This is a genomic window from Caulobacter zeae, assembly GCF_002858925.1.
In the GTDB taxonomy this organism is placed as follows: domain Bacteria; phylum Pseudomonadota; class Alphaproteobacteria; order Caulobacterales; family Caulobacteraceae; genus Caulobacter; species Caulobacter zeae.
Map to the genome: position 1 here is coordinate 146,771 of NZ_PJRS01000049.1, position 22,452 is coordinate 169,222.

The 22,452-nt window shown below is 70.3% G+C and carries 28 protein-coding genes; 12 read left to right on the forward strand and 16 right to left on the reverse strand.

Annotation, left to right across the window (positions count from 1 at the left end; genetic code table 11):
* Positions 1–193: 193 nt before the first annotated feature.
* Positions 194–1,708 carry a 2-polyprenylphenol 6-hydroxylase gene (gene ubiB, locus SGCZBJ_RS24020; RefSeq protein ID WP_101720440.1) on the forward strand — a complete coding sequence of 505 codons (1,515 nt, stop codon included), beginning with the start codon at positions 194–196 and terminating at the stop codon, positions 1,706–1,708.
* On the opposite strand, the gene SGCZBJ_RS24025 is transcribed toward ubiB, so the two are convergent.
* Both SGCZBJ_RS24025 and SGCZBJ_RS24030 read right to left on the reverse strand, forming a co-directional pair.
* Positions 1,705–2,130 (reverse strand): HIT domain-containing protein, encoded by a 426-nt coding sequence (locus tag SGCZBJ_RS24025; RefSeq protein WP_101720441.1) that lies wholly within the window; start codon positions 2,128–2,130, stop codon positions 1,705–1,707. The two genes, ubiB and SGCZBJ_RS24025, sit on opposite strands and share 4 nt — an antisense overlap.
* On the reverse strand, positions 2,123–3,169 hold the full coding sequence (locus SGCZBJ_RS24030; protein WP_101720442.1) for a MaoC family dehydratase: 1,047 nt from the start codon (positions 3,167–3,169) through the stop codon (positions 2,123–2,125). The genes SGCZBJ_RS24025 and SGCZBJ_RS24030 overlap by 8 nt, the downstream gene beginning before the upstream one ends.
* A 132-nt stretch (positions 3,170–3,301) precedes the next feature.
* Between SGCZBJ_RS24030 and mdh the strand changes: the two genes are divergently transcribed.
* On the forward strand, positions 3,302–4,264 hold the full coding sequence (gene mdh / locus SGCZBJ_RS24035) for a malate dehydrogenase (protein WP_101720443.1): 963 nt from the start codon (positions 3,302–3,304) through the stop codon (positions 4,262–4,264).
* Positions 4,265–4,365: 101 nt separating this feature from the next.
* Here the strand turns inward: mdh and SGCZBJ_RS24040 are convergent, their stop codons facing one another.
* Positions 4,366–4,797 (reverse strand): CBS domain-containing protein, encoded by a 432-nt coding sequence (locus SGCZBJ_RS24040; RefSeq protein WP_101720444.1) that lies wholly within the window; start codon positions 4,795–4,797, stop codon positions 4,366–4,368.
* 77 nt (positions 4,798–4,874) lie between these two features.
* Positions 4,875–5,780, reverse strand: a complete 906-nt coding sequence (locus SGCZBJ_RS24045) for an NAD(P)H-binding protein (protein ID WP_101720445.1) — start codon at positions 5,778–5,780, stop codon at positions 4,875–4,877.
* Positions 5,781–5,876: 96 nt separating this feature from the next.
* On the opposite strand from SGCZBJ_RS24045, the gene SGCZBJ_RS24050 reads away from it, so the two are divergent.
* Both SGCZBJ_RS24050 and SGCZBJ_RS24055 read left to right on the forward strand, forming a co-directional pair.
* Complete coding sequence (locus SGCZBJ_RS24050; protein WP_240621628.1) at positions 5,877–6,311, forward strand: winged helix-turn-helix transcriptional regulator; 435 nt, start codon at positions 5,877–5,879, stop codon at positions 6,309–6,311.
* A 195-nt stretch (positions 6,312–6,506) separates the two neighbouring features.
* Positions 6,507–7,013 carry a DUF1993 domain-containing protein gene (locus SGCZBJ_RS24055; protein ID WP_101720446.1) on the forward strand — a complete coding sequence of 169 codons (507 nt, stop codon included), beginning with the start codon at positions 6,507–6,509 and terminating at the stop codon, positions 7,011–7,013.
* Positions 7,014–7,304: 291 nt separating this feature from the next.
* Here the strand turns inward: SGCZBJ_RS24055 and SGCZBJ_RS24060 are convergent, their stop codons facing one another.
* Both SGCZBJ_RS24060 and SGCZBJ_RS24065 read right to left on the reverse strand, forming a co-directional pair.
* Positions 7,305–8,195 (reverse strand): methylated-DNA--[protein]-cysteine S-methyltransferase, encoded by an 891-nt coding sequence (locus SGCZBJ_RS24060; protein WP_101720447.1) that lies wholly within the window; start codon positions 8,193–8,195, stop codon positions 7,305–7,307.
* Positions 8,196–8,257: 62 nt separating this feature from the next.
* On the reverse strand, positions 8,258–8,734 hold the full coding sequence (locus tag SGCZBJ_RS24065) for a DUF2244 domain-containing protein (RefSeq protein ID WP_101720448.1): 477 nt from the start codon (positions 8,732–8,734) through the stop codon (positions 8,258–8,260).
* 65 nt (positions 8,735–8,799) lie between these two features.
* Between SGCZBJ_RS24065 and nth the strand changes: the two genes are divergently transcribed.
* Positions 8,800–9,486: an endonuclease III gene (nth, locus tag SGCZBJ_RS24070; protein WP_101720449.1), complete on the forward strand. Its 687-nt coding sequence runs from the start codon at positions 8,800–8,802 to the stop codon at positions 9,484–9,486.
* A 3-nt stretch (positions 9,487–9,489) separates the two neighbouring features.
* Here nth and SGCZBJ_RS24075 read toward each other — a convergent pair whose 3' ends face one another.
* A complete protein-coding gene (locus tag SGCZBJ_RS24075) occupies positions 9,490–10,710 on the reverse strand; it encodes an MFS transporter (RefSeq protein WP_240621629.1) in 1,221 nt (406 codons plus the stop codon).
* Positions 10,711–10,753: 43 nt separating this feature from the next.
* Between SGCZBJ_RS24075 and SGCZBJ_RS24080 the strand changes: the two genes are divergently transcribed.
* Positions 10,754–11,266 carry a MarR family winged helix-turn-helix transcriptional regulator gene (locus SGCZBJ_RS24080; RefSeq protein WP_240621630.1) on the forward strand — a complete coding sequence of 171 codons (513 nt, stop codon included), beginning with the start codon at positions 10,754–10,756 and terminating at the stop codon, positions 11,264–11,266.
* A gap of 127 nt (positions 11,267–11,393) precedes the next feature.
* Here SGCZBJ_RS24080 and SGCZBJ_RS24085 read toward each other — a convergent pair whose 3' ends face one another.
* The 6 genes from SGCZBJ_RS24085 to SGCZBJ_RS24110 form a co-directional block, all read right to left on the reverse strand.
* The gene (locus SGCZBJ_RS24085; protein ID WP_101720450.1) at positions 11,394–11,735 is read right to left on the reverse strand and encodes a DUF2218 domain-containing protein; all 342 of its coding nucleotides are present in this window, start codon (positions 11,733–11,735) and stop codon (positions 11,394–11,396) included.
* Between the two features lie 28 nt (positions 11,736–11,763).
* Positions 11,764–12,348: a PadR family transcriptional regulator gene (locus tag SGCZBJ_RS24090; protein ID WP_101720451.1), complete on the reverse strand. Its 585-nt coding sequence runs from the start codon at positions 12,346–12,348 to the stop codon at positions 11,764–11,766.
* Positions 12,349–12,437: 89 nt separating this feature from the next.
* A complete protein-coding gene (locus SGCZBJ_RS24095; RefSeq protein WP_101720452.1) occupies positions 12,438–12,938 on the reverse strand; it encodes a hypothetical protein in 501 nt (166 codons plus the stop codon).
* 93 nt (positions 12,939–13,031) lie between these two features.
* Complete coding sequence (locus SGCZBJ_RS24100; RefSeq protein ID WP_101720453.1) at positions 13,032–13,928, reverse strand: hydrogen peroxide-inducible genes activator; 897 nt, start codon at positions 13,926–13,928, stop codon at positions 13,032–13,034.
* Positions 13,929–14,044: 116 nt separating this feature from the next.
* Positions 14,045–14,821, reverse strand: coding sequence for a hypothetical protein (locus SGCZBJ_RS24105; RefSeq protein WP_133149320.1), 777 nt, complete (start codon positions 14,819–14,821; stop codon positions 14,045–14,047).
* Positions 14,822–14,896: 75 nt separating this feature from the next.
* Positions 14,897–15,763 (reverse strand): ATP-grasp domain-containing protein, encoded by an 867-nt coding sequence (locus SGCZBJ_RS24110; protein WP_101720455.1) that lies wholly within the window; start codon positions 15,761–15,763, stop codon positions 14,897–14,899.
* Positions 15,764–15,883: 120 nt separating this feature from the next.
* Here SGCZBJ_RS24110 and SGCZBJ_RS24115 point away from each other — a divergent pair, with 120 nt between their 5' ends.
* Genes SGCZBJ_RS24115 through SGCZBJ_RS24140 form a run of 6 tightly spaced genes read left to right on the forward strand, consistent with a single transcriptional unit; the run spans position 15,884 to position 19,976 of the window.
* Positions 15,884–16,873 (forward strand): adenosine kinase, encoded by a 990-nt coding sequence (locus SGCZBJ_RS24115; protein ID WP_101720456.1) that lies wholly within the window; start codon positions 15,884–15,886, stop codon positions 16,871–16,873.
* Positions 16,874–16,909: 36 nt separating this feature from the next.
* The gene (gene hisB / locus SGCZBJ_RS24120; RefSeq protein ID WP_101713144.1) at positions 16,910–17,500 is read left to right on the forward strand and encodes an imidazoleglycerol-phosphate dehydratase HisB; all 591 of its coding nucleotides are present in this window, start codon (positions 16,910–16,912) and stop codon (positions 17,498–17,500) included.
* Positions 17,501–17,510: 10 nt separating this feature from the next.
* The gene (gene hisH, locus SGCZBJ_RS24125) at positions 17,511–18,152 is read left to right on the forward strand and encodes an imidazole glycerol phosphate synthase subunit HisH (protein ID WP_101720457.1); all 642 of its coding nucleotides are present in this window, start codon (positions 17,511–17,513) and stop codon (positions 18,150–18,152) included.
* Positions 18,140–18,874 carry a 1-(5-phosphoribosyl)-5-[(5-phosphoribosylamino)methylideneamino]imidazole-4-carboxamide isomerase gene (gene hisA / locus SGCZBJ_RS24130; RefSeq protein WP_165799427.1) on the forward strand — a complete coding sequence of 245 codons (735 nt, stop codon included), beginning with the start codon at positions 18,140–18,142 and terminating at the stop codon, positions 18,872–18,874. Before hisH ends, hisA begins: the two co-directional genes overlap by 13 nt.
* Entirely contained in the window at positions 18,874–19,656 is a 783-nt protein-coding gene (hisF, locus tag SGCZBJ_RS24135) for an imidazole glycerol phosphate synthase subunit HisF (protein WP_101720458.1), read from the forward strand. The genes hisA and hisF overlap by 1 nt, the downstream gene beginning before the upstream one ends.
* Positions 19,653–19,976 (forward strand): phosphoribosyl-ATP diphosphatase, encoded by a 324-nt coding sequence (locus SGCZBJ_RS24140; protein WP_101720459.1) that lies wholly within the window; start codon positions 19,653–19,655, stop codon positions 19,974–19,976. The genes hisF and SGCZBJ_RS24140 overlap by 4 nt, the downstream gene beginning before the upstream one ends.
* Positions 19,977–20,084: 108 nt before the next feature.
* Here the strand turns inward: SGCZBJ_RS24140 and SGCZBJ_RS24145 are convergent, their stop codons facing one another.
* From SGCZBJ_RS24145 to timA, 3 genes are read right to left on the reverse strand one after another with little or no spacing between them, the layout of a single operon-like run.
* The gene (locus SGCZBJ_RS24145; protein ID WP_101720460.1) at positions 20,085–20,660 is read right to left on the reverse strand and encodes a Smr/MutS family protein; all 576 of its coding nucleotides are present in this window, start codon (positions 20,658–20,660) and stop codon (positions 20,085–20,087) included.
* A 4-nt stretch (positions 20,661–20,664) separates the two neighbouring features.
* Positions 20,665–21,825, reverse strand: a complete 1,161-nt coding sequence (mltA, locus tag SGCZBJ_RS24150) for a murein transglycosylase A (protein ID WP_101720461.1) — start codon at positions 21,823–21,825, stop codon at positions 20,665–20,667.
* Complete coding sequence (timA, locus tag SGCZBJ_RS24155) at positions 21,825–22,427, reverse strand: TIM44-related membrane protein TimA (protein WP_101720462.1); 603 nt, start codon at positions 22,425–22,427, stop codon at positions 21,825–21,827. Before timA ends, mltA begins: the two co-directional genes overlap by 1 nt.
* Positions 22,428–22,452: the final 25 nt, after the last annotated feature.

Below are 22,452 nucleotides of genomic sequence, written 5' to 3' on the forward strand. Positions count from 1 at the left end.
GGCAGACTCACTTCACAAAACAACTACTGCAACGATAGCCCATTCGCCGCGTCAGGGGAGCCATCGGGCCCTCGGGCGAGGCGCGGGCGCGTGATCGCGGCCTGGCCTCTTGACCTGCGGCGCGGGCCGGGCTTTGAGGCCAAGTCATGATGAAGACTACCTCCGACGCGTACGCCGCTCGCGTTTTCGCCGCGTGAACCGCTTGGCCGCGTTCCTGCGTCTGATGGGGGCCGGTTGGCGCCTGGTGCGCGCCGACGCCCTGGTTCCCAAGGAAGTCGAGCCGCTGCTGCCGCCGTCGGCGCGGCTGGCCGGCTGGTTCCTGCGCCTGTTCGCCGGCGGCAAGACCCGCAAGGGTCGGCCGGGCGAGCGCCTGGCCCGCGCCCTGGAGGGCCTGGGGCCCGTCGCCATCAAGATGGGCCAATTCCTGTCGACCCGGGCCGACATTTTCGGCGCGACCTTCGCCGAGGACCTGTCGCACCTGAAGGACCGCCTGCCGCCGTTCCCGACCGCGATCGCGCGGGCCGAGGTCGAGCGCAGCCTGGCCCGGCCGATCGACAGCCTCTACACGACCTTCGGCGAGCCGGTGGGCGCGGCCTCGCTGGCCCAGGCCCACGAGGCGACCCTGCTCGACGGCGCCAAGGTGGCCGTGAAGGTGCTGCGTCCCGGTATCGAGCGCCGCGTGGTCGAGGACAGCGCCACCCTGCGCCTGGCGGCCGATCTCGCCCATCGCCTGGTTCCCGCCGCCCGCCGCCTGCGCCCGCGCGAGTTCGTCGAGGTGGTGATCCGGGCGCTCGACCTGGAAATGGACCTGCGCTTCGAAGCCGCCGGCTGCGCCGAGCTGGGCGAGGCCATGGCGCTGGACACCCACATGCGCGCTCCGGCGGTGGTCTGGGACGGCGTCGGCAAGCGCGTGCTGACCCTGGCCTGGGCGCCGGGCGTGCCGCTATCGGATCCCAAGGCGTTGGAACAGGAAGGCCTCGACCGCAAGGCCCTGGCCGACAACGTCACGCGCGGCTTCCTGGCCCAGGCCCTGGACCACGGCCTGTTCCACGCCGACCTGCACGAGGGCAACCTGTTCGTCAGCGCCCCGGCCGCCATCACCGCCGTCGACTACGGCATCGTCGGGCGCCTGGGCCTGGCCGAGCGCAAGTACCTGGCCGAGATCCTCTATGGGTTCTTGAGCCGCGACTACGTGCGCGTGGCCAAGATCCACTTCGACGCCGGTTACGTGCCCGCCCACCAGGACATGGACGCCTTCGCCCAGGCCCTGCGCGCCGTCGGCGAGCCCGTGTTCGGCCGCGACGCCCGCCAGGTGTCGATGGGCAAGCTCCTGGCCCAGCTGTTCGAGATCACCGCCCTGTTCGAGATGGCCCTGCGGCCCGAGCTTGTCCTGCTGCAGAAGACCATGGTCACGGTCGAGGGTGTGGCCCGCCGCATCGACCCCTCCCACGACCTGTGGGCGGCGTCGGACCCCGTCGTCCGCCGCTGGATCGCCCGCGAACTGTCGCCGGTGGCGCGGATGAGGGAACTGGCCGACGAGGCGCTTCGCGCGCTCAAGGCCATGGCCCGCTACGCCGAACAGCCCCCGGTTCCGCCCGCGGTGGTCGTCGAGAAGACCCCGGCATGGCCGTGGTTCCTGGCCGGCGCGGGGGCGATGGTCCTGGCCTTTGCGGCCGTTCGCATTCTGGTCGCGCTGATCCTGGCCTAGAGGCCCAGAGCCTCCCGCGCCGCCGCGATCGCCGCGGCGCGCACGTCCTCGGGGTAGGGAGCGCCGGCGCTGTGGCCCCACACCGGTCCCGGCCAGGCCGGATCGCCGGCCCGGCGGCCCAAGACGTGGACGTGCAGCTGCGGGGTGACGTTGCCCAGAGCGCCGAGGTTCAGCTTGTCGATGGCGACGCCCAGCACCCTGGCCACGGCCCGCACGGCCGCGCCGGCGGCGACGGCTTCCTCGGTCAGAGCCGCGCGGCCCTCGACCGACAGGTCCTCGATCTCGACCAGGCCGTCGGCGCGGGGGATCAGCACCAGCCACGGATAGCGGGCGTCGTCGTGCAGGCGCACATGGCAAAGCTCCAGCTCGCCGACCGCGTGCGAGCTGGCCGGAAAGGCCGGGTGCAGAGAAAAGTCAGCCACGCTTGGGGACCCCCGCCCAATAGTCGAAATCCAGGATCACCGCCGGGTCGTAGACCCCGTCGCCGTCCTTGTCGGGGAAATCCGTACACGGCCTGTCCTTGGTGGCAACCAGCCGCAACCGCAGGGCGCCGATGGAGCCCAGATCCGCCTTGTCGAGCACCTCGCTCCAGGCGAACACCGTCGAGCCGGCGAAGAACGGGGCCACGTGGCGGCCGCCGTTGATCCCCAGGATCAGGCCGGCGTTCTGCAGGCCGTTGAACGACAGCGCCTTGGCCGTCGAGATCACCACCCCGCCATAGACCAGGCGCCGGCCCGACGGGTCCTTGCTCCGCTCGAACTGGTTGAAGTGCACCTTGGCGGTGTTCTGCCACAGCCGCGTGGCCATCTGGGCTTCGGCCTCCTCCACCACCATGCCGTCGACATGGTCGATCTTCTCGCCGACCGCGTAGTCCTCGAAGGCGTGCGGCGCGCCGGCCAGCGCCCAGTCGTAGGCCGAAAAATCCAGGCCCGGCGGAACGACCAGGTTCTCGGGCGAGACCGCCTTGGCCAGGTCAGGAACCGTCTGCCCCTCGACCACGGCGGCCGGGTCGCGCTTTCGCACCATCACCCAGCGCACGTAGCTGAGGACGGCCTCGCCGCGCTGGTTGGTCCCAGCGGTGCGGACGTAGACGACGCCGGTCTTGCCGTTGGAGTTCTCCTTGACCCCGATCACCTCCGACGTCGCCGCCAGGGTGTCGCCCGGGAACACCGGCGCCAGGAACCGGCCTTCGGCGTAGCCCAGGTTGGCCACGGCGTTCAGGCTGATGTCGGGCACGGTCTTGCCGAAGACGATGTGGAAGGCGACCAGCGGGTCGACCGGGGCGGCGGCCAGGCCGCTGGCGCGGGCGAATTCGTCCGACGAGAAGAGGGAAAACCGCGGTCCGTAAAGCGCCGTGTACAGCGCGACGTCGCCGGCGGTCACCGTGCGCGGCGTGGCGTGGACCAGCACCTGGCCGACGCGGAAGTCCTCGAAAAAGCGTCGAGGATCGGTCTTGCTCACGGCGCCTCTCCTTGTGTTTGTTGTGATCGTTTTGCCGCAGCGCAGCGAAACGGGAAAGGGGGCTTGAGACTGAGCCGCGAGGGGCGTAGACCGCGCCCCGACATTTCCTGTCCACAGCCTGATGGAGACCCCATGGCTCGCGCGAAGATCGCCCTTATCGGCGCCGGCATGATCGGCGGCACCCTGGCCCACATCGCCGCTCGCGAAGAGCTGGGCGACGTGATCCTGTTCGACATCGCCGAAGGCACCCCGCAGGGCAAGGCGCTCGACATCGCCGAAGCCTCGGCCGTGTTCGGCAAGGACGTGGCCCTGAAGGGCGCCAACGACTACGCCGACATCGCCGGCGCCGACGTCTGCATCGTCACCGCCGGCGTGCCGCGCAAGCCGGGCATGAGCCGCGACGACCTGCTGGGCATCAACCTGAAGGTCATGAAGGCCGTCGGCGAAGGCATCAAGGCCCACGCCCCGAACGCCTTCGTCATCTGCATCACCAACCCGCTCGACGCGATGGTCTGGGCCCTGCAGCAGTTTTCGGGCCTGCCGAAGGAAAAGGTCATCGGCATGGCCGGCGTCCTGGACTCGGCTCGCTTCGCCTACTTCCTGGCCGAAAAGACCGGCGTGTCGGTCGAAGACATCCACGCCTGGACCCTGGGCGGCCACGGCGACGACATGGTCCCGATGGTCCGTCACTCGACCGTCGGCGGCCTGCCGCTGCCGGACGCCGTGAAGGCCGGCTTCCTGACCCAGGAAGAGCTGGACGCCATCGTCGAGCGCACCCGCAAGGGCGGCGGCGAGATCGTCGCCCTGCTGAAGACCGGCTCGGCCTTCTACGCCCCGGCTGAAAGCGCCATCGCCATGGCCACCAGCTACCTGAAGGACAAGAAGCGCGTCTTGCCGTGCGCCACCTTCCTGAACGGCGAGTACGGCCTGTCGGGCCTGTACGTCGGCGTGCCGGTCGTCATCGGCGCCGCCGGCGCCGAGAAGATCGTCGAGTTCGAAACCAACGACGCTGAGAAGGCGATGTTCGCCAAGTCGGTGGAGTCGGTGCAGGGCCTGATGGAAGCCTGCAAGGCCATCGACCCGTCGCTGGTCTAAGACCGGCTCGACAACCCGATACGACGAAGGGCGGCCCCGAAAGGAGCCGCCCTTTTTGTTTTCGCGCTCCTCGAACCTTCTCTCCTCTGGGAGAGGGAAACTCAGTGCGCCGCCTCGCCGGGTTCCTGCGAGATCTCCTCAAGGGTCTTGCCGACCTGCTTGGCGCCGTAGTCCTTGGCCACGTCGCCAAGCGACAGGATGCCGGTCAGGTTTCCGCTCTCGTTGAGCACCACCAGGCGGCGGACCTGGTTGTTGGCCATCTTGGCGGTGGCGTCCGCCAGGATGTCGTCTTCCCTGACCGACAGCACCTCGCCGTCGCTCATCACCTCGGAGACGGGGCTGTCGAAGCTGCGGCCCTCGGCCACCACGCGCAGGACGATGTCGCGGTCGGTGACCAGGCCCAGCACCTTGCCGTTGTCGACCACCGGCACCACGCCGCTGTCGATCTTGGCCATCACTTCGGCGACCTTGCGGATGCTGTCGCCGGGACGGGCGACCGAGACCTGGCTGGTCATGGCGTCGCTGACTTTCATGGGTCTTCCTCCTTCAGGGGGAGTGGAATTGGACCCGCTAGAAACCCCGCGACGCCGCAGACCGTTCCGCTTGTTCTCTAGGCCAGCGCCGCCTTTTGGCCGGCCAGGAAGGTCGCGACCGAGGTCGGCGCCTTGCCGGTCAGGCTTTCGACCGTGTCGGTGAGCAGGGCGTGGCGGCCCTCGGCGGTGTCGTGGTCGAAGACGGCCAGCAGCGCCACATAGGCCGGCGGCAGGCCCGCGCCGGCCAGGCCCGCGCGCAGGGCGTCCAGCGGGATGTCCTGGTGGGCCACCGGCTTGCCCGAGACCTGCGCCAGCAGGGCGGCCAGTTGCTCCTGGGTGACCGCCTCGGGACCCGTCACCTCGAGGACCTGGCGGCCCTCCGCGCCCAGCAGGGCGGCGACGTCGACGCGGGCGCAGTCCTCGCGGGTGACATAGGCACGGCCCTTGCCGTTGGTGGCGGTGTAGAGGGTCCCGCTGGCCAGGGCCTGGCCAGCGCCCATCAGGATCGTCTCGGCATAGAGGTGGTGACGCAGGATGGTCCAGTCGAGCGCGGCCTCGGCGAAGATCGCCGCCTCGGTCCAGAAGTGGTCGTCCATGCCCGAGGCCTGGGGTCGCGCGCCGGGACCGGAGGTGTAGGCCAGGTGCTTCACCCCGGCCTTGGCGGCGGCCGCCACGGCGGCGCGGTGCTGGGCGATGCGGCGGCCGGGCTTGTCCAGCGCGTCGGTGCTGACCAGCAGCAGGCGGTCGACGCCGGCGAAGGCGGTGTCCAGCGAGGCCGGGTCGTCGAAGTCGGCGGCGCGCACCTCCACGCCCTTGGCGGCCAGGTCGGCCAGCTTGGCGGGATCACGCGTGGTGGCGATCACGTGCGGCGCGCCGGCCTCAAGCAGCAGCTCGACCACGCGGCGGCCCAGTTGGCCTCCGGCGCCGGTCACCAGGAGGCGATCGTTGAGGAAGGGCTTGGCGAGAAAGGGCTGGGCGGTCATCGAAGGCGTCCTTTGCTGGTCTCTTTTCGAGACCAGGTGTAGATGTGAGACCAATTGTGCGCCGTAAAGACGGCAGTTTTCCGGGAGATAGGCACCTTGAAGGAACCACCCGTCTTGTCGTCGGAAGCCCTCTCGCCCGAAGCGATGTGCGAGGCCATGGAGGGCTGGCGAGGCCAGGGCTTCACCAGCGCCGACTGCCCGGTGCGCGACGTCGTCGATCACCTGGGCGACAAATGGAGCACGCTAATCCTGTCGCTGCTGTTCATCGGTCCCAAGCGGTTCGGGGCCCTGCGCCGCGCAGTGCCCGACATCTCCCAGCGCATGCTGACCCAGACCCTGCGCGACCTGCAGCGCGACGGCCTGATCGAACGCGAGGTGTTCCCCACCAAGCCGCCCAGCGTCGAATACAGTCTCTCGCCGCTCGGCATGTCGCTGCAGACGCCGCTGAACGCCCTGATCGCCTGGGCGGTCGAGCACCATGGCGCCATCCGCGAGGCGAGGGCGCGCTACGACGGGGCTGAAGCGGCGTAGAAGATCCTCCCCCTCTGGGGGAGGTGTCGCCAAAGGCGACGGAGGGGGGCGTTCTCAGCTGCCGCTACGCCCGAAGTTCCCCCCACCGATCGCTGCGCGATCGCCTCCCCCACAGGGGGAGGTTCGCAACACCGCGGGGCTGCGCTGGCCGCCGAACCATCCTACATCCAGCGCCCAAGCCTCACCGGAGCCCTCATGACCATCACCGCCCACCGCGTCAGCGTTCCCGTCTTCGTCCAGGGCCTGAAGGGGCTGTCGGGCGTACTGGCCAAGGCCGCCGCTCATGTCGAGGAGCGCAAGCTCGACCCCGAGGCCCTGCTCAAGGCGCGGCTCTATCCCGACATGTTCCCGCTGATCCGCCAGGTGCAGATCGCCACCGACTTCGCCAAGGGCGCCAGCGCGCGCCTGGCCGGCCTCGAGGTTCCGGCCTGGGACGACGCCGAGACCAGCTTCGCCGACCTGTCGGCCCGCGTGGCCCGCGCCATCGCCTATGTCGAAGGCCTGGACCCCGCCGCCTTCGACGGCGCCGAGGACCGCACCGTGGCCCTGACCCGTCGCGGCGAGACCACCGAGCACAACGCCCTCGACTACCTGACCGGCCAGGCCCTGCCGAACTTCTATTTCCACCTCTCCACCGCCTACGCGATCCTGCGCGAGAACGGCGTCGTGCTGGGCAAGCGCGACTTCCTCGGCACGGCCTGAGCCCTTGGCGGCGGCCCCGTCCGGACCGCTCAGGCAGTCCGGACACTCAGGCAAGAAGCGCCTTCCGCATGCGGAAGGCTAGGGCCGCCGCCGAAACGCCCATACCAGGCCGGCCAGGGCGGTGAGCACGCCCGCCGCGGCCGACAACACGACCGCCAGTTCCTTCAAGACCTCCGGTTCCATAGCTCCACCCGTCACTCGACCCCGCATCGCGGCTACAGACCAGAGTGACTCGTTCCGACGTCGAGTTCGGACGTATGTTCACTATTTGTTCTTTAAGGTTGAGGCGGCTCACGCCACCTCGCGCGTCGCCACCGCTTCCAGGCCTAGGATCGCGGCCTTGCGGGCCAGGCCCCAGTGGTAGCCGGTGAGCCGGCCGTCCTTGGCGATGGCCCGATGGCAGGGGATCAGCAGCGAGATCGGGTTGGCGCCGATGGCCCCGCCGGTGGCCTGGAAGGCCTTGGGCTTGCCGGCCCAGGCCGCGACCTGGCCGTAGGTGGCCGTCCCGCCGGCCGGGATCCGCAGCAGCGCCTTCCACACCTGCACCTGGTAGGGCGAGCCGATCAGCACCACGGGCAGGGGGCCGTCGCCGGCCCCGAACGCCTTCAGGGCGGTGTCCTGCGCGGCCATGTCGTCGCGCACCCAGTCAGCGCCCGGCCAGCGGCGGTGCATGTCGGCGAAGCTGAAGTCGTCGTCGCCGTCCGAGAAGGCCAGGCCCGCTAGGCCGCGCTCGGCCAGCACGAACAGACCCCGGCCGAACGGGGTAGGGGCCCAGCCCCAGCGCAGGGTCATGCCCGCCCCGCGCCGGCGCACCTCGCCCGGGGTGGCGGCCTCCTGAGCGATGAACAGGTCGTGCAGCCGCGAGGGTCCCGACAGGCCCGCGTCATAGGCCGCGTCCAGCACGCTGGCCCCGGCCTCCAGCGAGCGGCGTGCCTCGGCGTGGGCGATGGCGGCCACGAAGGTCTTGGGGCTGACCCCCGCCCAGCGGGTGAAGATCCGCTGGAAGTGGAACGGCGACAGGCCCACGGCGTCGGCGGCCTCGTCCAGCGACGGCCGCTCCATCCAGCGCTGGGCCAGCCAGTCCAGGGCTGTGGCCATGCGGTGGTAGTCGGCCGAGCGTTCGGCCAGGCGCGCCAGGATTTCGGACGCGGACGGTTCGGACGGGACGAGATCGAGAGCCATCGCCGCACTCTACGCCGAGCGGGGCAGGGCGTCCGCCCGGTTCTTGCGCCGCCTGTCCCGGCTCAGGCGTAGCGCTCGGCCCGCGCCGCCTTGATCGCCCGCTCCAGCGCGCGGGCGAAGGCGACCCGCTCGTCGGGGCTCAGCGCCCGGGCCAGGGTCAGGCGGCGGCGCGACATGAAGAGGCGCACGCGCGACTCGTGCTCGCCCGGCTGGTCGAGGTCGACGCGGGTGAAGGCGGTGGGCGAGGTCCACACCACCTTGGCGCCCCGGTCGTCCTCCCGGCTGACGATGATTTCCTCGGCCGTGACCTTCACCCGTTCGGCGCGCGACAGGGCCCGGTTGCTGGCGCGCAGGGCCAGCCACAGGGCCAGGACGTCCAGGCCCAGGAAGGGCAACACCGGCGGCGCGCCCACCACCAGCAGGAACGCCGCGACCATCAGGTTGAAGGCTATGGCCACGGCCAGCACCGCGGCCATGCCGGCGCGGCTCAGCGACCGGTTGGGGCGGATCACGGCGTCCATGTAGAGCGCGGCGGCCATGCCAAGGGTCTACGCCCCTCGCGCCGCCTTGGCGAGCGGCCCGCATCACGGCATGGTCGCCGCCGATGGCCGCCAGCAAATCCCTCGTCAAGAAACGTCCCGCCGGCAAGCGGATCACCGCCGCCGAGCGCGAACGCGTGCGCATCCTGTTCGAGCGCTTCGAGAGCCTGGAACTGCGCCCCAAGACCGAGCTGAACTACTCCAACCCCTACGAGCTGGTCACCGCCGTGGCTCTGTCGGCCCAGGCCACCGACGTGCAGGTCAACAAGGCCACGGGCCCGCTGTTCCAGGTCGCCGACAGCGCCGAAAAGATGCTGGAGCTGGGCGAGGACGGCCTGATCAAATACATCGCCTCGATCGGCCTTTTCCGCACCAAGGCCAAGAACGTCATCGCCTCGGCCCATATCCTGATGGACCGCTACGGCGGCCAGGTGCCGCTGAACCGCGAGGCGCTGGAAAGCCTGCCGGGGGTGGGGCGCAAGACCGCCAGCGTGGTGCTGAACGAGCTGGACGTCGAGCCGGCCATCGCCGTCGACACCCACGTGTTCCGCGTCTCGCATCGCCTCAAGCTGTCGGCCGGCAAGACGCCCGACGCGGTCGAGGACGACCTGATGCGCGTGGTGCCAGGTCCCTACCAGACCCGCGTCCACCACTGGCTGATCCTGCACGGCCGCTACATCTGCGTGGCCCGCAAGCCCAAGTGCGAGGTCTGCAAGATCGCCGACCTCTGCCCGTCGCTGGGGCTGTTCTAGCGCTCAGACCCGCGCGCCCGGCGTGAACCGCGCAGTCATCGCCATCATCGCCACGACGCCGGCCGCCATCAGCAGCCAGGCGGCTGACAGGCCGGACGAGGCGTCGCGCACCCAGCCGGCGAAGAACGGCATGACGCTGGCCATGACGTAGCCGCCGCCCTGGACGAAGGCCATCAGGTCGCCGGCGCTTTCCGGGTCGCTGGCGTGGTCCAGCGTGACGATCAGCGACAGCGGGAAGATCGCGCCGATGCCCGCGCCCAACAGGCAGACGGTCGGCAGCACCAGCCATGGGGCCAGCAACAGGCAGGCGATGCCGGCCAGCAGCGAGGCCAGGGCCGCCGCCAGCAGGGGCCGGCGGTCGGGGCGGCGGGCGATGGCGGCCGAGACGGCGAGGCCCGCCAGCACTTCACAGACCGTCAGGGCCGACAGGGCGTAGCCGGCCTGGTCGGCGGTCAGGCCCCGGCTGGCGTAGAACGGTGGGAACCAGGCCAGCACCAGGGTGTAGGCCCCGGTGCCGATGCCGAAGAAGGTCAGCAGCAGCCAGGCGCGTGGGCTCTTCCACATCGACGCTTGGCGCAGGGCGACAGGGCCGCCGGCCGGCGCGGCCGTCTCGCGCTTGGCCGCGCGCATCCACAACGCCAGGGCCAGCGCGGCGGGCAGGGCCCACAGGCCGAACATCGTCTGCCAGCCAGCCAGGCGGGTGACGCCGGTGGCCATAGCGGCGGCAACGGCGGCGCCGGCCATGATCCCGGTGGTGTAGAGACCCATCATCCGCGGCGCGCCCTCGCCGGTGGTCCTCTTGATGAAGCCGGGCATCAGGGCCTGCACGGCCGCGACGCCGACGCCCACCATGGCGGCGCTGGCGAACAGACCCGCGGTGGTCGGCCAGATCGCCCGCAGACCGCAGGCGATGGCGATGGCCAGGAGGCCGATGGCCACGCCCAGGCGCTCGCCCAGGGCGCGGCGCAGCGGCGCCGCCAGCAGGGCGCCCAGGCCCATCAGCAGGATCGGCAGGGTGGTCAAGAGGCCCGCAGCGGCCGAGGAGGCGCCGGTGGCGGCCTTCACCTGGTCGAGTACGGGGCCTAGCGCGGCCAGGGCTGGGCGCAGATTCAGGGCCGCCACGACGATCGCCGCGATGGTGAGCAGGGCGCCGCTTTTGGCGGCACGGGTGGAGGCAGACGCGCTTTTACGCGCCTTGGCGTCTTCTTCGTAGGCGAGGACCACGATATATCTCGTCGGAAAGTATCTTGATGGCGAGATATATCCGATGGCGGTGAAAGCCAAGCGTCATGACCGCGCAGGCGCGGCCTCGGTCCAGTGGCGGCGCGAGCGGCCGGACCTGGATCCGTTTCCGATGGAGCTGGTCGGACGCCTCTGCGAGGTGGCCGAGATCGTGCTCAAGGAACGCCTTGCGCCGCTGTTCGCCGCCCACGGCCTGCAGCGCGGCGAGTTCGATGTCCTGGCCACCCTGCGCCGGGCGGGGGAGCCCTACGCCCTGACCCCGACCGACCTCTACGAGACGGCCATGGTCTCGTCGGGCGGCATGACCGCGCGGATCGACCGCCTGGAGAAGATGGGCCTGGTCGAGCGCCGCCCGCATCCCAGCGACCGGCGCGGCACGCTGGTGGCGCTGACGGAGGAGGGCAGGGGGCTGCTGGACAAGATCCTGCCCCTGCACATCGACAACGAGCGGGCGTTGCTGGAAGCGCTGGATGCTAGCGAGCAGCAGGCGCTCAGTGGGTTGCTGGCCAAGCTGTTGTCAGGGTTGGAGCCGGCCTAGGGGCGAAACCTCGCCCTTCGACAGGCTCAGGATGAGGTTTTCCTCAGTCCGGAGCCTTGCCTTGGTCCTCTTCCTGAGCTTGTCGAAGGACGAGGACCACGCAAGGGCGATGGGGAGGGCGGAAGGCTCAGACCCCCAGCCCCAGGCCGCCGCGCGCCTTGGGCGGGTCGATGTGGCCGGCCTCGCGGGCGCGGGTCCAGTTCAGCTTCTCGACGCCTTCACGGAAGGCGAAGCGCAGGATGTGGTCGGCGACCACCTGCTCCAGCTTGGCCAGGGCCTCGAAGTCCTCGGCCTCGACGGTCATGTCCAGGCCTTCGGCGTCGGCGGTCATCCGGCACGGGCCCAGCGGCAGCGGGAAGGCGGCCGTCGTCTCGGTCAGTTCGACCTCGAACTTGTGGCCCCAGTGCTTGGCCAACTGGGTCATGTAGCGGGCGGCCTTGTCGGTGACGAGGCGAGCGTGGCTTTGCATGAGATGTGCTCCTCTGTTCCGGCCCGGTTCAGACAGCTTCGATCTGCGTTGCGGCGTCGTCCAAAGCCTTGGCGATGGCGGCGATCTGCTCGGAGCTTAGGCTTCCGGCGTGCAGTTTCAACCGCAGGGCCGTCTTCAGGTTCTCGCGGGCCCGCAGGATCTGCGGCGCGAAGGCGGCGCTGCGCGAGGCGGCCTCGGCCATGCGCTCGAACAGGCCGTTCACCGGCTGGGCGTTGGTTTCCAGGAAGGCTTGGCCCTCGTCGGTGATCGTATAGAGCTTCTTGCCGCCGCCGGCGTCTGTCGCGGCCACGTAGCCGAGCTCTTCCAGCAGGGTCAGGGTCGGATAGATCACGCCCGGGCTGGGGCTGTAGGCGCCGCCGGCCGCGGTCTCGACCGCCTTGATCAGTTCGTAGCCATGGCTGGGCTTGTCGGCGATCAGCTTCAGCACGACCAGGCGCAGGTCGCCGTGGTCGAAGAAGCGGCCGCGCGGGCCGCCGCGGCCGAAGCCCCGTCCGCCCATGCCGCCGTGTTCGCGGCCGTCGAAGCCGAACGGATGGCGGCTGTGGTGACCGCCGTGGCGGCCGTGGTGATGGTGATGATGTCGTCCAAACATGTGTGCTCTTTCGATGCAGTTTCGTTATATCGAAATGATAGATATATCGAAATCGCTCGGCGTCAAGAGCTATTTAGATATATCTGATGCTATCGGGTCGCGACGGTCGCCGGAAAGGCCTGGGCGCACAGCTCCTCGCCGAAGGCGTCGCTGAGCTGCTCCTCGGCCTCGCCCATCTTGATGACCGCCAGGCGCGAGCCGACGATCGTCTTGCCGATGGCGTAGTCGCCGACGGTCCTGCCGGTGCGCACGTCGACCAGACGGGCCTGGCTGCGCAGTACGTTGGCTCCGCCGACCAAGGCGGTCATGGCCGGATTGGCCTTGTCGAAGCGATCGAGCTTCACCTCCAGCCGCAACGGCCGCTGGCCCTTGGCGCAACCGTCGAGCTTGGCCTGCACCCGCTGCTTGAACAGCGCGTCGAAGCCGTCGGTGACCTTCAGGTCGCCGCGTGTCAGCCGCACTTCGGAAATCCTGGCCTGGCTCCGCCAGTCGGCCGGCAGGTCGTCGACCGCGGCGCTGCGCGAAAGGCTGACACAGCCGCTCATCATCGTCGCCAGGCCCAGCAGGGCCGTCATCCTCGCCGCGTTCATCGCATCGCTCTCCCAATCCCCGGCCCTGAACGCGCCGAACGGGGGAATGGTCGCAGATCGAAAGAACGTCGGTATTGAATGATGGCGCGGCGATCAGGCCGCGCGCAGGGTCTCGGCCAGCAGGCGGCCTTCGGCGGCGCGGCTGGAGCCGGCCCGCCAGGCGACCACGATCTCGCGGGTGGACTGGGCGGTGGCGAGCGGCCGCACCGTCACCGGCGCGTTCTCGGCCAGGCCCGCCTGCACGGCCATGGCCGGCAGGAACGACACCCCCAGGCCCGAGCCGATCATCTGAACCAGGGTGGGCAGCGAGGTGGCCGCGAAGCTCTCTTCGTCGCCGACGCCCTTGGGCGGCTCCAGCCCGCAGGCGGCCAGGGCGTGGTCGCGCAGGCAGTGGCCGTCCTCCAGCAGGATGACGTCCTGGCCGTCCAGGCTGGCCGGATCGACCCTGTCCTGCATGGCCATCGGGTGGTTGGCGGGGGCCGCGGCCAGCAGTTCGTCGTGCTCCACATGGGCCCAGTCCAGGCCCGTCATGTCGTAGGGCAAGGCGATCAGGGCCGCGTCCAGAGAGCCGGCCTTCAGCGACGCGATCAGGCGCTGGGTCAGGTCCTCGCGCAGGAAGAGGCGCAGCTTGGGGAACTGGTCGCGCAGCAACGGCAGGGCGCGCGGCAGAAGATACGGGGCCACGGTGGGGATCACGCCCAGGCGGAAGCGCCCGGCCAGCGGCTGGCCCGCCCCCCGCGCGGCCTGCACCAGGTCTTCGGTCTGGGCCAGAATCGAGGTCGCCCGGCGCACGGCTTCCTGGCCGGCGGCGGTCAGGATCACGCCCGAGCGCGCCCGGTCGACCACCGGCGCGCCGAGGATCTTCTCCAGTTCCTGGATCCCGGCCGACAAGGTGGGCTGGGTGACGTAGCAGGCCTCGGCCGCCCGGCTGAACGAGCCGTGCTCGGACAGGAGCTTCAGGTACTGCATCTGGCGAAGGGTCGGGAGCATGGATCCGATATAGGCCGCCTCTATCGAAAATCCAAAAGCAATCGAGACGGTCTCAGGGCTGGCGTGCATGCTCCCCTGCGCATCTCCCCGGAAGGGGGCGAAGAGACGTGAACCGCTCAGGGGTCGAGCGCGATCGGTATGGCTTCCTGCTCTTGCCGCGCCCCTATCACCAGTCGATCCACGCGGACGATCCCCCGCCCCCGTGGGCCGACCCCGCGATAGACGGTGCGGAGTTTCAGCGCCCGATGCCAGATCCGCCGCCCTTCCGCCCCCGAAAGCAGGATGGTGGAACAGCTTCGATCTTGCGGGCAGGGCGTGTCGTTCTCGATGAAGACGATATCACCGACGGTCAGGGTGGCGATCAGCGCCGGCAGGTCGCGGCAGTCGGCGCGCGTCTCGCACGAGATCCGGCCTCGGGGCGCTGACGCCAGGCCCTGCATGGCGCCGACCGAGGCAGAAACATCGACGTCGTCGTCGGCCATGAAGAAGTTGGCCGCGATCTGGCCCTGCGCCGCGCAGGTTTGCGGCGTCGGACTATCGGTGTTGCGGTCCGTCGGTCCGACCACCTTGTAGCGGGCGCGGACTCTCACGTCGGCGAAGCGCTCGCGCGCGGCGGGGGTCTCGTCTTCGGGATCGACCTGTTCGAGGCCGACATGGAGGGCGGTCGAGACGCAAAGTCCCGGTTCGCCCGGCACGGGTTTCAAGGCCAGGTTCAGTCCGCCCATGGTCTGGCTGTACTTGGGCGGCAGGCCTTTGGGCGGCACGCCGTCCACCTCGACGATCCGCTCTCGCAGAAGGGCCAGGGCGGCGTCGGCCAGCGCTGGCTGGGAGAGCTCGCGAGCCTGCGCCGCCGACAAGGTCGGCTCATTGGCCGGCGCCGCGTTGGCGGCCATCAGAACAGAGCCCGAAAGCCAGATTCCCAGCCACGCCATCGTTATCGCCCCCTCATCTCTTCGCCTGGCTCCGGCCTAAAGCGCCGCCTTCACCGCCGCCGCGAACGCCGCGCCGTGGTCGTGGGCGTGCTGTAGGAAGAGATCGGGCTCGATGATCTCCAGCTCCATCAGCTGCGGGGTGTGGTCCAGGCCCCGGATCAGGTCGATGCGGGCGTAGGTCAGCGGCTGGCCCAGAGCGTCGAGCACCATGTGGGCGGCGTGCAGCGCCTCGGGCTCGGGCGCGATCTCGCTGACCTTGCCGCCGAACTGCGGCTGCACCCGGAAGTCGCCGGGCACGGCCACCTTGGTCACCGCGTGGCTGAAGGCGCCGTCGAAGAAGAACAGCGACAGCTCGCCCTCCTCGCCCACCGCCGGCAGAAACGGCTGGATCAGGGCCGGGCCCGTGGGCGCGTCGGTCAGGTCGGGGTCGCGACCCAGCTTCACCGTACGATGCGAGCCGCCCGAGACCTGGGGCTTGGCCACCACCAGGTCGACCTGGAAGCGGTCGCGCGCCTCGGCGACCGCTTCCAGGGTCACCTCGTCGAGCGTGATGGTCGGCACCACGGGCGCGCCCTTGGCGGCCAGTTCGGACAGATAGGTCTTGGCGGTGTTCCAGCGCAGCAGGCCCGGCGGGTTGGCGGTGCGCACGCCGGCCGCCTCCAGGGCGTCGAGCCGCGCGTACCATTCGGGCTCGCGGTGGTGATAGCCCCACGACAGCAGCGGCAGGACGATCCCCTGCCCGCCGGCCTCGACCGGGTCGGTCCACGGACGGGAGGCCACGGTCAGGCCCAGGGCCCGCAGCGGCGTCGCCAGGCGTTCGAACAGCGGCGGCCAGCTCTGGGCGAAGCGTGGCTCGTCGGCGGCGGGAACCAGGATCAGGACGTCGGGCTGCGTGATGCTCATGCGCCAAGGGTTAGAAAGCCGCAGGGCGCGGGGCAAGGCCTGCGTTGCCCAAGCCTACGTTGCCAGGGCCCTCCCCTTCCTTTACTTGCGGTCGGTCAATCTTCCCGGAACAGAGCAGACATGACCGCCCTCTACGACGTCGCCGCCATCGGTAACGCCATCGTCGACGTGATCGCCCAGTGCGACGACGCCTTCCTGGACGCCCAAGGGCTGGTGAAGGGCTCGATGGCGCTGATCGACACGACGCGCGCCGCCAGCCTCTACGACGCCATGGCCGCCGGCATCGAAGCCTCGGGCGGCAGCGCGGCCAACACCCTGGCGGGCGTGGCCAGCTTCGGCGGCAAGGCCGCCTTCATCGGCAAGGTCGCCGACGACCAGCTGGGCCGGGTGTTCACCCACGACATGCGCGCCATCGGCGGCGTCTTCACCACCCCGCCGCTGGCCGAGGGCCCGGCCACGGCCCAGTGCCTGATCAACGTGACGCCGGACGCCCAGCGCACGATGTCGACCTATCTGGGCGCCTGCGTCGAGCTGACCGCCGCCGACGTCGACCAGGCCATCATCGAGGGCGCCCAGTACGCCTATCTCGAGGGCTACCTGTTCGACCCGCTGGAAGCCCGCCGCGCCTTCGCCAAGGCCGCCGCCCTGTCGCACGGCGCCGGGCGCAAGATCGCCATCACCCTGTCGGACAGCTTCGTCGTCGATCGCCACCGCGAGGCGCTGCTGGGCTTCGTCGAGACCCAGTGCGACGTCGTCTTCGCCAACGCTTCGGAAATCTGCGCCCTGTTCCAGACCGACGACTTCGACGCGGCCGTGAAGGAACTGGCCAAGCGCGTCGAGATCGCCGCCGTCACGCGAAGCGAAAAGGGTTCGGTGGTCGCCTCCGGCGAGCACTTCCACGAAATCTCGGCCTTCCCCGTGGAAAAAGTCGTGGACACGACGGGCGCGGGCGACCAATACGCCGCAGGTTTCCTCTACGGCCTCTCCCAGGGGCGCTCGCTGGCCGACTGCGGCAAGCTGGGCTCGCTGGCCGCCGCCGAGGTCATCGCCCACTACGGTCCGCGTCCGCAGGTCAAGCTGCGCGACCTGGCCGCCCAGAACGGACTCTAACACCTCTGGTCCCGACCGGACCTTCAAGGACGAAGCATGGCCCGCACCGCTGAAGTGGTCCGCGAGACGAAAGAGACCCAGATCCGGGTCTGGATCGATCTCGACGGGACCGGCGCCTCGACGATCTCCACCGGCATTGGTTTCTACGACCATATGCTGGAGAGCTTCGCGCGCCACGGCGGCTTCGACCTGAAGATCGAGACCAAGGGCGACCTGCACATCGACATGCACCACACGGTGGAAGACACCGGCATCGTGCTGGGTCAGGCGATCAACAAGGCGCTGGATGGCTTCAAGGGCATCCGGCGCTTCGGCCACGCCTACATCCCGATGGACGAGACCCTGACGCGCTGCGCCATCGACCTGTCCAATCGCGCCTATCTGATCTGGAAGGTCGAGTTCAAACGCCCCAAAGTCGGCGAGATGGACACCGAGCTCTTCAAGGAGTTCCACCACGCCTTCGCCATGAACTGCGGCGCGTGCATCCATCTCGAGACGCTCTACGGCGACAACACCCACCACGTGGCGGAAAGCGGCTTCAAGGCCCTGGCCCGCGCCCTGCGCCAGGCGGTGGAGTTCGACCCGAAGACCGGCGGCCAGGCGCCGTCGACCAAGGGCGTGCTGTAAGGCTCATACCATGCAGACCCTCGCCCTGATCGACTACGGGTCGGGCAACCTGCGATCGGCGGAAAAGGCCCTCAACGAGGCCGCCCGCCGTCGCGGCGTCGCCGCAGACATCGTCGTCACCGCCGATCCCGCCATCGTGGCCAAGGCCGACCGGGTGTTCCTGCCCGGCGTCGGCGCCTTCGCCTCGTGCCGCGCGGGCCTGGACGCCTCGGGCGTCTATGAGGCCATGAACGAGGCCGTGCACCAGCGCGGCGCGCCGTTCATGGGCATCTGCGTCGGCCACCAGCTGCTGGCCACCGAAGGCCTCGAGTTCGGCGTCACGCCGGGCCTCGACTGGATCGGCGGCCAGGTGAAGAAGCTCGCCCCGTCCGATCCGTCGCTGACCATCCCGCACATGGGCTGGAACGCGATCGCCCTCTCGCGCGCTCACGCCCTGTTTGAGGGCATCGAGGACGGCGCCCACATGTACTACGCCAATTCCTTCGCGCTCGATGCGGCCGATCGCGCCGATGTCGTGGCGACCAGCGACCACGGCGGCGCGTTCGTCGCGGCGGTGGCCAAGGGGAATGTCGCGGGCGTACAATTCCACCCCGAAAAATCACAAGCCGCGGGGCTCACCCTGCTCGCCAACTTCCTGGAATGGCGCCCATGATCCTCTATCCCGCCATCGACCTGAAGGACGGCCAGTGCGTGCGTCTGCTGCACGGCGACATGGACAAGGCCACGGTCTTCAACAACAGCCCGGCCGACCAGGCCCAGCGCTTCGTCAAGGACGGCTTCTCGTGGCTGCACGTCGTTGACCTGAACGGCGCCATCGAGGGCAAGTCGGTCAACACGGCCGCCGTGCAGTCGATCCTGGAGTCGATCTCGATCCCGGTGCAGCTGGGCGGCGGCATCCGCACGCTCGAAGGCATCGAGGCCTGGATCGAGGCCGGCGTGTCGCGCGTCATCCTGGGCACCGTGGCCGTCCACGACCCGGACCTGGTCCGCAAGGCCGCCCGCCTCTGGCCCGAGCAGATCGCCGTCGCCGTCGACGTGCGTGACGGCAAGGTCGCCATCGACGGCTGGACGGGCCTGTCGGACATCGACGCCATCAGCCTGGGCAAGCGCTTCGAGGACGTGGGCGTGGCCGCCCTGATCGTCACCGACATCAGCCGCGACGGCGCCCTCACCGGCGTCAATGTCGAGGGCGTGGGCGAACTGGCCGACGCCGTCTCGATCCCGGTCATCGCTTCCGGCGGCGTCGCCGCCGTGGCCGACATCGAGCGCCTCAAGGCCCGCAAGGGCGTCGAGATCGCCGGCGCCATTCTGGGCCGCTCGCTCTACGCCGGCACGATCAAGCCGGCCGAAGCGCTGGTTGCGGCGGCCGCCTGATGCTGAAGACCCGGATCATCCCTTGCCTCGACGTCAAGGACGGCCGGGTCGTCAAGGGCGTCAACTTCGTCGACCTGCGCGACGCCGGTGATCCGGTCGAACAGGCCGCCGCCTACGACGCGGCCGGCGCCGACGAGCTGATGTTCCTCGACATCACCGCCTCCAGCGAGGGCCGCGGCCTGATCCTGGACGTGATCTCGCGCACCGCCGAGGTCTGCTTCATGCCCGTCTCGGTGGGCGGAGGCGTGCGCCAGGTGTCCGACATGCGTCGCCTGCTGCTGGCCGGCGCCGACAAGGTCTCGACCAACACCGCCGCCGTCGAGAACCCCGACCTGATCGCCGCCGGCGCCGACGCCTTCGGGGCCCAGTGCGTGGTGGTGGCCATCGACGCCAAGGCCCGCCCCGACGGTTCGGGCTGGAACGTCTGGACCTATGGCGGCCGCAAGGACACCGGCCTCGACGTCGTCGACTGGGCCGCCAAGGTGGTCGAGCGCGGCGCGGGCGAGATCCTGCTGACCTCGATGGATCGCGACGGCGCCAAGATCGGCTACGACATCCCCCTCCTCCAGGCGGTGACGGGCGCGGTCAACGTGCCGGTGATCGCCTCGGGCGGCGCGGGCAAGACCGAGCACCTGGTCGAAGCCGCTCGTGACGGCCACGCCGCCGCCGTGCTGGCCGCCTCGATCTTCCACTTTGGCGAGATTTCGATCGGCGAAGCCAAGCAGGCCATGGCCGCCGCCGGCGTGCCGGTGCGTCTGGACCCCGCGAAGGCGGTCGCATGAGCCGCCTGTTCGAAGTCCTGGAGCGCCTGGCCGCCACGGTCGAGAGCCGCAAGGGCGGCGATCCGACCGCGTCCTACACCGCCAAGCTGCTCAACGACCCGGCCCTGGCCGCCAAGAAGCTGGGCGAGGAAGCCGTCGAGACGGTCATCGCCGCCGTGGCGCAGGGCCCTGAGGCTCTGGCCTCGGAGAGCGCCGACCTGCTGTACCACTGGTTGGCGCTTATGGCGGCGGCTGGCGTGTCGCTGGACGCCGTCGCCGAGAAGCTGGAAGCCCGCGAGGGAACGTCCGGGCATGCCGAGAAGGCTGCCCGGCCGAAGTAGCCTTGCGTTTCCTCGTCCTTCGACAAGCTCAGGACGAGGAAAGTTCCGGCACCGAGGATCAGTAGAAATCCTCACCCTGAGCCTGTCGAAGGGCGAGGATTTCCGCCCCTACCCCTTCCGCTTCAGCGCCACATAGAGCGCGCCCTCGCCGCCGTGCCGCTGATCGGCTTGCGACACCCCGGCGATCATCTCGCGCAGGGCCGGATCGGCCAGCCATTCGGGGGTGCGCTGGCGCAGGACGCCGTGGCCGACCTTCCCCTTGCCGGTGATCACCAGAACCGCCCGGTGACCCTCGTCCCAGGCGCGGCGGATGAACCGCTCCAGCGTCGCGCGGGCCTGGTCCTGGTCGAGGCCGTGCATGTCCAGCCGCGCGCCGATCGGGTCGTGGGCCTTGACGATGCGGCGGCGACGGTTGGGCTCGATGCCCTCGGGCGGCGGCTTGGGCGCGGGTTTCGGCTTCAGCGCCTTGATCTCGGACGGATCGATGCGCAGCGGCGCCACCGAGGCCAGGTGCGTGGGCGGCTCGACATCCGCGGCGTGGGCCAGCAGGTCGGCCTTGCCGGGACGGATGCGGGCCTTGTCGCGCATCTTCAGCGCCTTTTCGGGCGCGCGGCCCGTCACCGTCGAGGCCACCAGCCGCCATAGGCGCTGGCCATCGTCTTCCGGCGGCCGCCGCTTGCTCATCGGACTAGGGTTGGATCTGGGGGACCAGTCGCCACAGGCGCAGGTCGTGGCGTACGCGGCCGGCCTCGGTCCCGGCCGCCTGGCCGGTGCCCATGTAGAGGTCGGCGCGCACCTGGCCCTTGATCGCCCCGCCGGTGTCGAGCGCCACGACGGCGCGGCGATAGGTCGGGAAGGCGCCGGCCAGCTTCGGGGCGCTGGCGTCGATCCAGTAGAGGCCGCCCATGGCGTGCTGGCTGGGGTCGACGGCGATGGCGCGGCCGGCCGGAAGCGGCACGTTGGCCGCGCCCGTGGCCTGGCGGCCGTCGTCGGGCAGGGTCTGGAAGAACACGTAGCGCGGGTTCAGCTGCATGATCGCATCGGCCTTGGGGCCGCGATTGGCCGCCAGCCAGCCGCGGATCGCCTCGCCGGAGGTATTGCCGTCGGCCAGCAGGCCCTGGTCGCGCATGGCCGTGGCGATGCCGACGAAGGTCTTGCCGTTGTGGGCGGCGAAGGCGGCGCGCACGCGGCGGCCGTCGGGCAGGGTCAGGACGCCCGAGCCTTGGATCTGCAGGAAGAAGAGGTCCTCGGGGCGCATCCAGGCCAGCGGCCGGTCCAGCGGCGAGGCCTCGATGACGGCGCGGTCGTCATAGGGCACGAAGGTTCCGCCGGCGGCGCGGCCGACCACGGTCTTGCCCTTCAGGCTCGGGTCGAAGGCGCCCAGGTCCAGCATGGCCAGGTCGGCGGGCCGGCCGCGCATCGGGGCGCTGAACTCGGCCGAGCGCGACATGCGCGCTTCGTACTCAGGGGCGAAATAGGCGGTCAGCAGGCCCTGGCCAGCGACGGCCTCGGGGCGGAAATTGGCTTCCAGGAACTGGCGGGCGCGGGCGTCGTCGACCGGACCGGCGGCCTTGGCGCGACGGCAGATCTCGGCCGTGGCCGGATCCTTGGCGACGCCGCAGGTCTCGCGGAAGGCCTGCAGGGCGGCGGCGTGGTCCTCCTCGTTCCAGCCTTGCAGCGCCGAAAAGGCGGCGGGTGACGGCGTCGGGGGCTGGGTGGGTTGCGAAGGCTGCGGCGTGGTCGGGGTCGGGACCTGGGGCGTCGGGGCGACCGGAGGCGGCGGCGCGGTCGTCGTACAGGCGGCCAGCACCAGGGCGGCCGCCGCGATCGTCAGGACGGAACGCAGCATCAGGCTTCGGCGACCGCGACGCGCACCAGGGTCCAGTTGGGGTCGCGGCTCTTGAGGTCGCGCTCGAAGGTCCACAGGTCGGCCGTGCGGCGGTCGTCGACCGCTTCGCCGGCGGCGCTGGTCGAGCGCGTGCGCACCTCGGCCAGGATCCGCACCACGGCGCGGGCGGTGTCGCCCTGCACCTCGGCGCTGTCGAGGTCCATGCGCGGCGGAGCCAGGATCTCGACGCTCTCGGTGCGGCCTTCCGCCTCGCGGGCGGCCATGGCGCCTTCGAAATTGGCCATCACGTCGGCGGCCAGCAGCGGCTTCAGCGTCTCGCGGTCACCAGCCGCGAAGGCCTTGAGGATCATCTCGTAGGCGTAGCGGGCGCCCGACAGGAAGCGGGCGGGATCGAAGTCGGGCTGGCGGGCGCGCAGGGCGGCCAGGCCCGTGGCGTTGACCGGGATCGCCGTCTCGGCGCTGTCGGCCGGACGGCCGGCGGCCGGGGCGGCCACGGGGGCGGGCGTGTCCTCGGGCTGACGCCCCACCCGGCGACCGAGCGTGGCGTAAAGCTGGTAGAGGACGACGGCGGCGAGCACCGCGAAGACGATCAGTTCAAGCACGACAAGTTCCGCATCGGGGCCGTCG

Bases quoted from the DNA above. Each gene is read 5' to 3' on its own strand.
- SGCZBJ_RS24100 (WP_101720453.1), bottom strand. From the start codon at position 13,928: ATGCTCCCGACCCTTCGCCAGATGCAGTACCTGAAGCTCCTGTCCGAG.
- hisF (WP_101720458.1), top strand. From the start codon at position 18,874: ATGCTGAAGACCCGGATCATCCCTTGCCTCGACGTCAAGGACGGCCGG.
- SGCZBJ_RS24045 (WP_101720445.1), bottom strand. From the start codon at position 5,780: ATGACCGCCCAGCCCTTTCTCGCCAAGCCCTTCCTCAACGATCGCCTC.
- SGCZBJ_RS24115 (WP_101720456.1), top strand. From the start codon at position 15,884: ATGACCGCCCTCTACGACGTCGCCGCCATCGGTAACGCCATCGTCGAC.
- SGCZBJ_RS24040 (WP_101720444.1), bottom strand. From the start codon at position 4,797: ATGAAAGTCAGCGACGCCATGACCAGCCAGGTCTCGGTCGCCCGTCCC.
- SGCZBJ_RS24105 (WP_133149320.1), bottom strand. From the start codon at position 14,821: ATGGCCGCCAACGCGGCGCCGGCCAATGAGCCGACCTTGTCGGCGGCG.
- SGCZBJ_RS24065 (WP_101720448.1), bottom strand. From the start codon at position 8,734: ATGGCCGCCGCGCTCTACATGGACGCCGTGATCCGCCCCAACCGGTCG.
- SGCZBJ_RS24140 (WP_101720459.1), top strand. From the start codon at position 19,653: ATGAGCCGCCTGTTCGAAGTCCTGGAGCGCCTGGCCGCCACGGTCGAG.
- SGCZBJ_RS24145 (WP_101720460.1), bottom strand. From the start codon at position 20,660: ATGAGCAAGCGGCGGCCGCCGGAAGACGATGGCCAGCGCCTATGGCGG.
- hisB (WP_101713144.1), top strand. From the start codon at position 16,910: ATGGCCCGCACCGCTGAAGTGGTCCGCGAGACGAAAGAGACCCAGATC.
- hisH (WP_101720457.1), top strand. From the start codon at position 17,511: ATGCAGACCCTCGCCCTGATCGACTACGGGTCGGGCAACCTGCGATCG.
- nth (WP_101720449.1), top strand. From the start codon at position 8,800: ATGGCCGCCAGCAAATCCCTCGTCAAGAAACGTCCCGCCGGCAAGCGG.
- SGCZBJ_RS24060 (WP_101720447.1), bottom strand. From the start codon at position 8,195: ATGGCTCTCGATCTCGTCCCGTCCGAACCGTCCGCGTCCGAAATCCTG.
- SGCZBJ_RS24110 (WP_101720455.1), bottom strand. From the start codon at position 15,763: ATGAGCATCACGCAGCCCGACGTCCTGATCCTGGTTCCCGCCGCCGAC.
- mdh (WP_101720443.1), top strand. From the start codon at position 3,302: ATGGCTCGCGCGAAGATCGCCCTTATCGGCGCCGGCATGATCGGCGGC.
- hisA (WP_165799427.1), top strand. From the start codon at position 18,140: ATGGCGCCCATGATCCTCTATCCCGCCATCGACCTGAAGGACGGCCAG.
- SGCZBJ_RS24095 (WP_101720452.1), bottom strand. From the start codon at position 12,938: ATGAACGCGGCGAGGATGACGGCCCTGCTGGGCCTGGCGACGATGATG.
- mltA (WP_101720461.1), bottom strand. From the start codon at position 21,825: ATGCTGCGTTCCGTCCTGACGATCGCGGCGGCCGCCCTGGTGCTGGCC.
- SGCZBJ_RS24085 (WP_101720450.1), bottom strand. From the start codon at position 11,735: ATGCAAAGCCACGCTCGCCTCGTCACCGACAAGGCCGCCCGCTACATG.
- SGCZBJ_RS24090 (WP_101720451.1), bottom strand. From the start codon at position 12,348: ATGTTTGGACGACATCATCACCATCACCACGGCCGCCACGGCGGTCAC.
- SGCZBJ_RS24055 (WP_101720446.1), top strand. From the start codon at position 6,507: ATGACCATCACCGCCCACCGCGTCAGCGTTCCCGTCTTCGTCCAGGGC.
- SGCZBJ_RS24080 (WP_240621630.1), top strand. From the start codon at position 10,754: ATGGCGGTGAAAGCCAAGCGTCATGACCGCGCAGGCGCGGCCTCGGTC.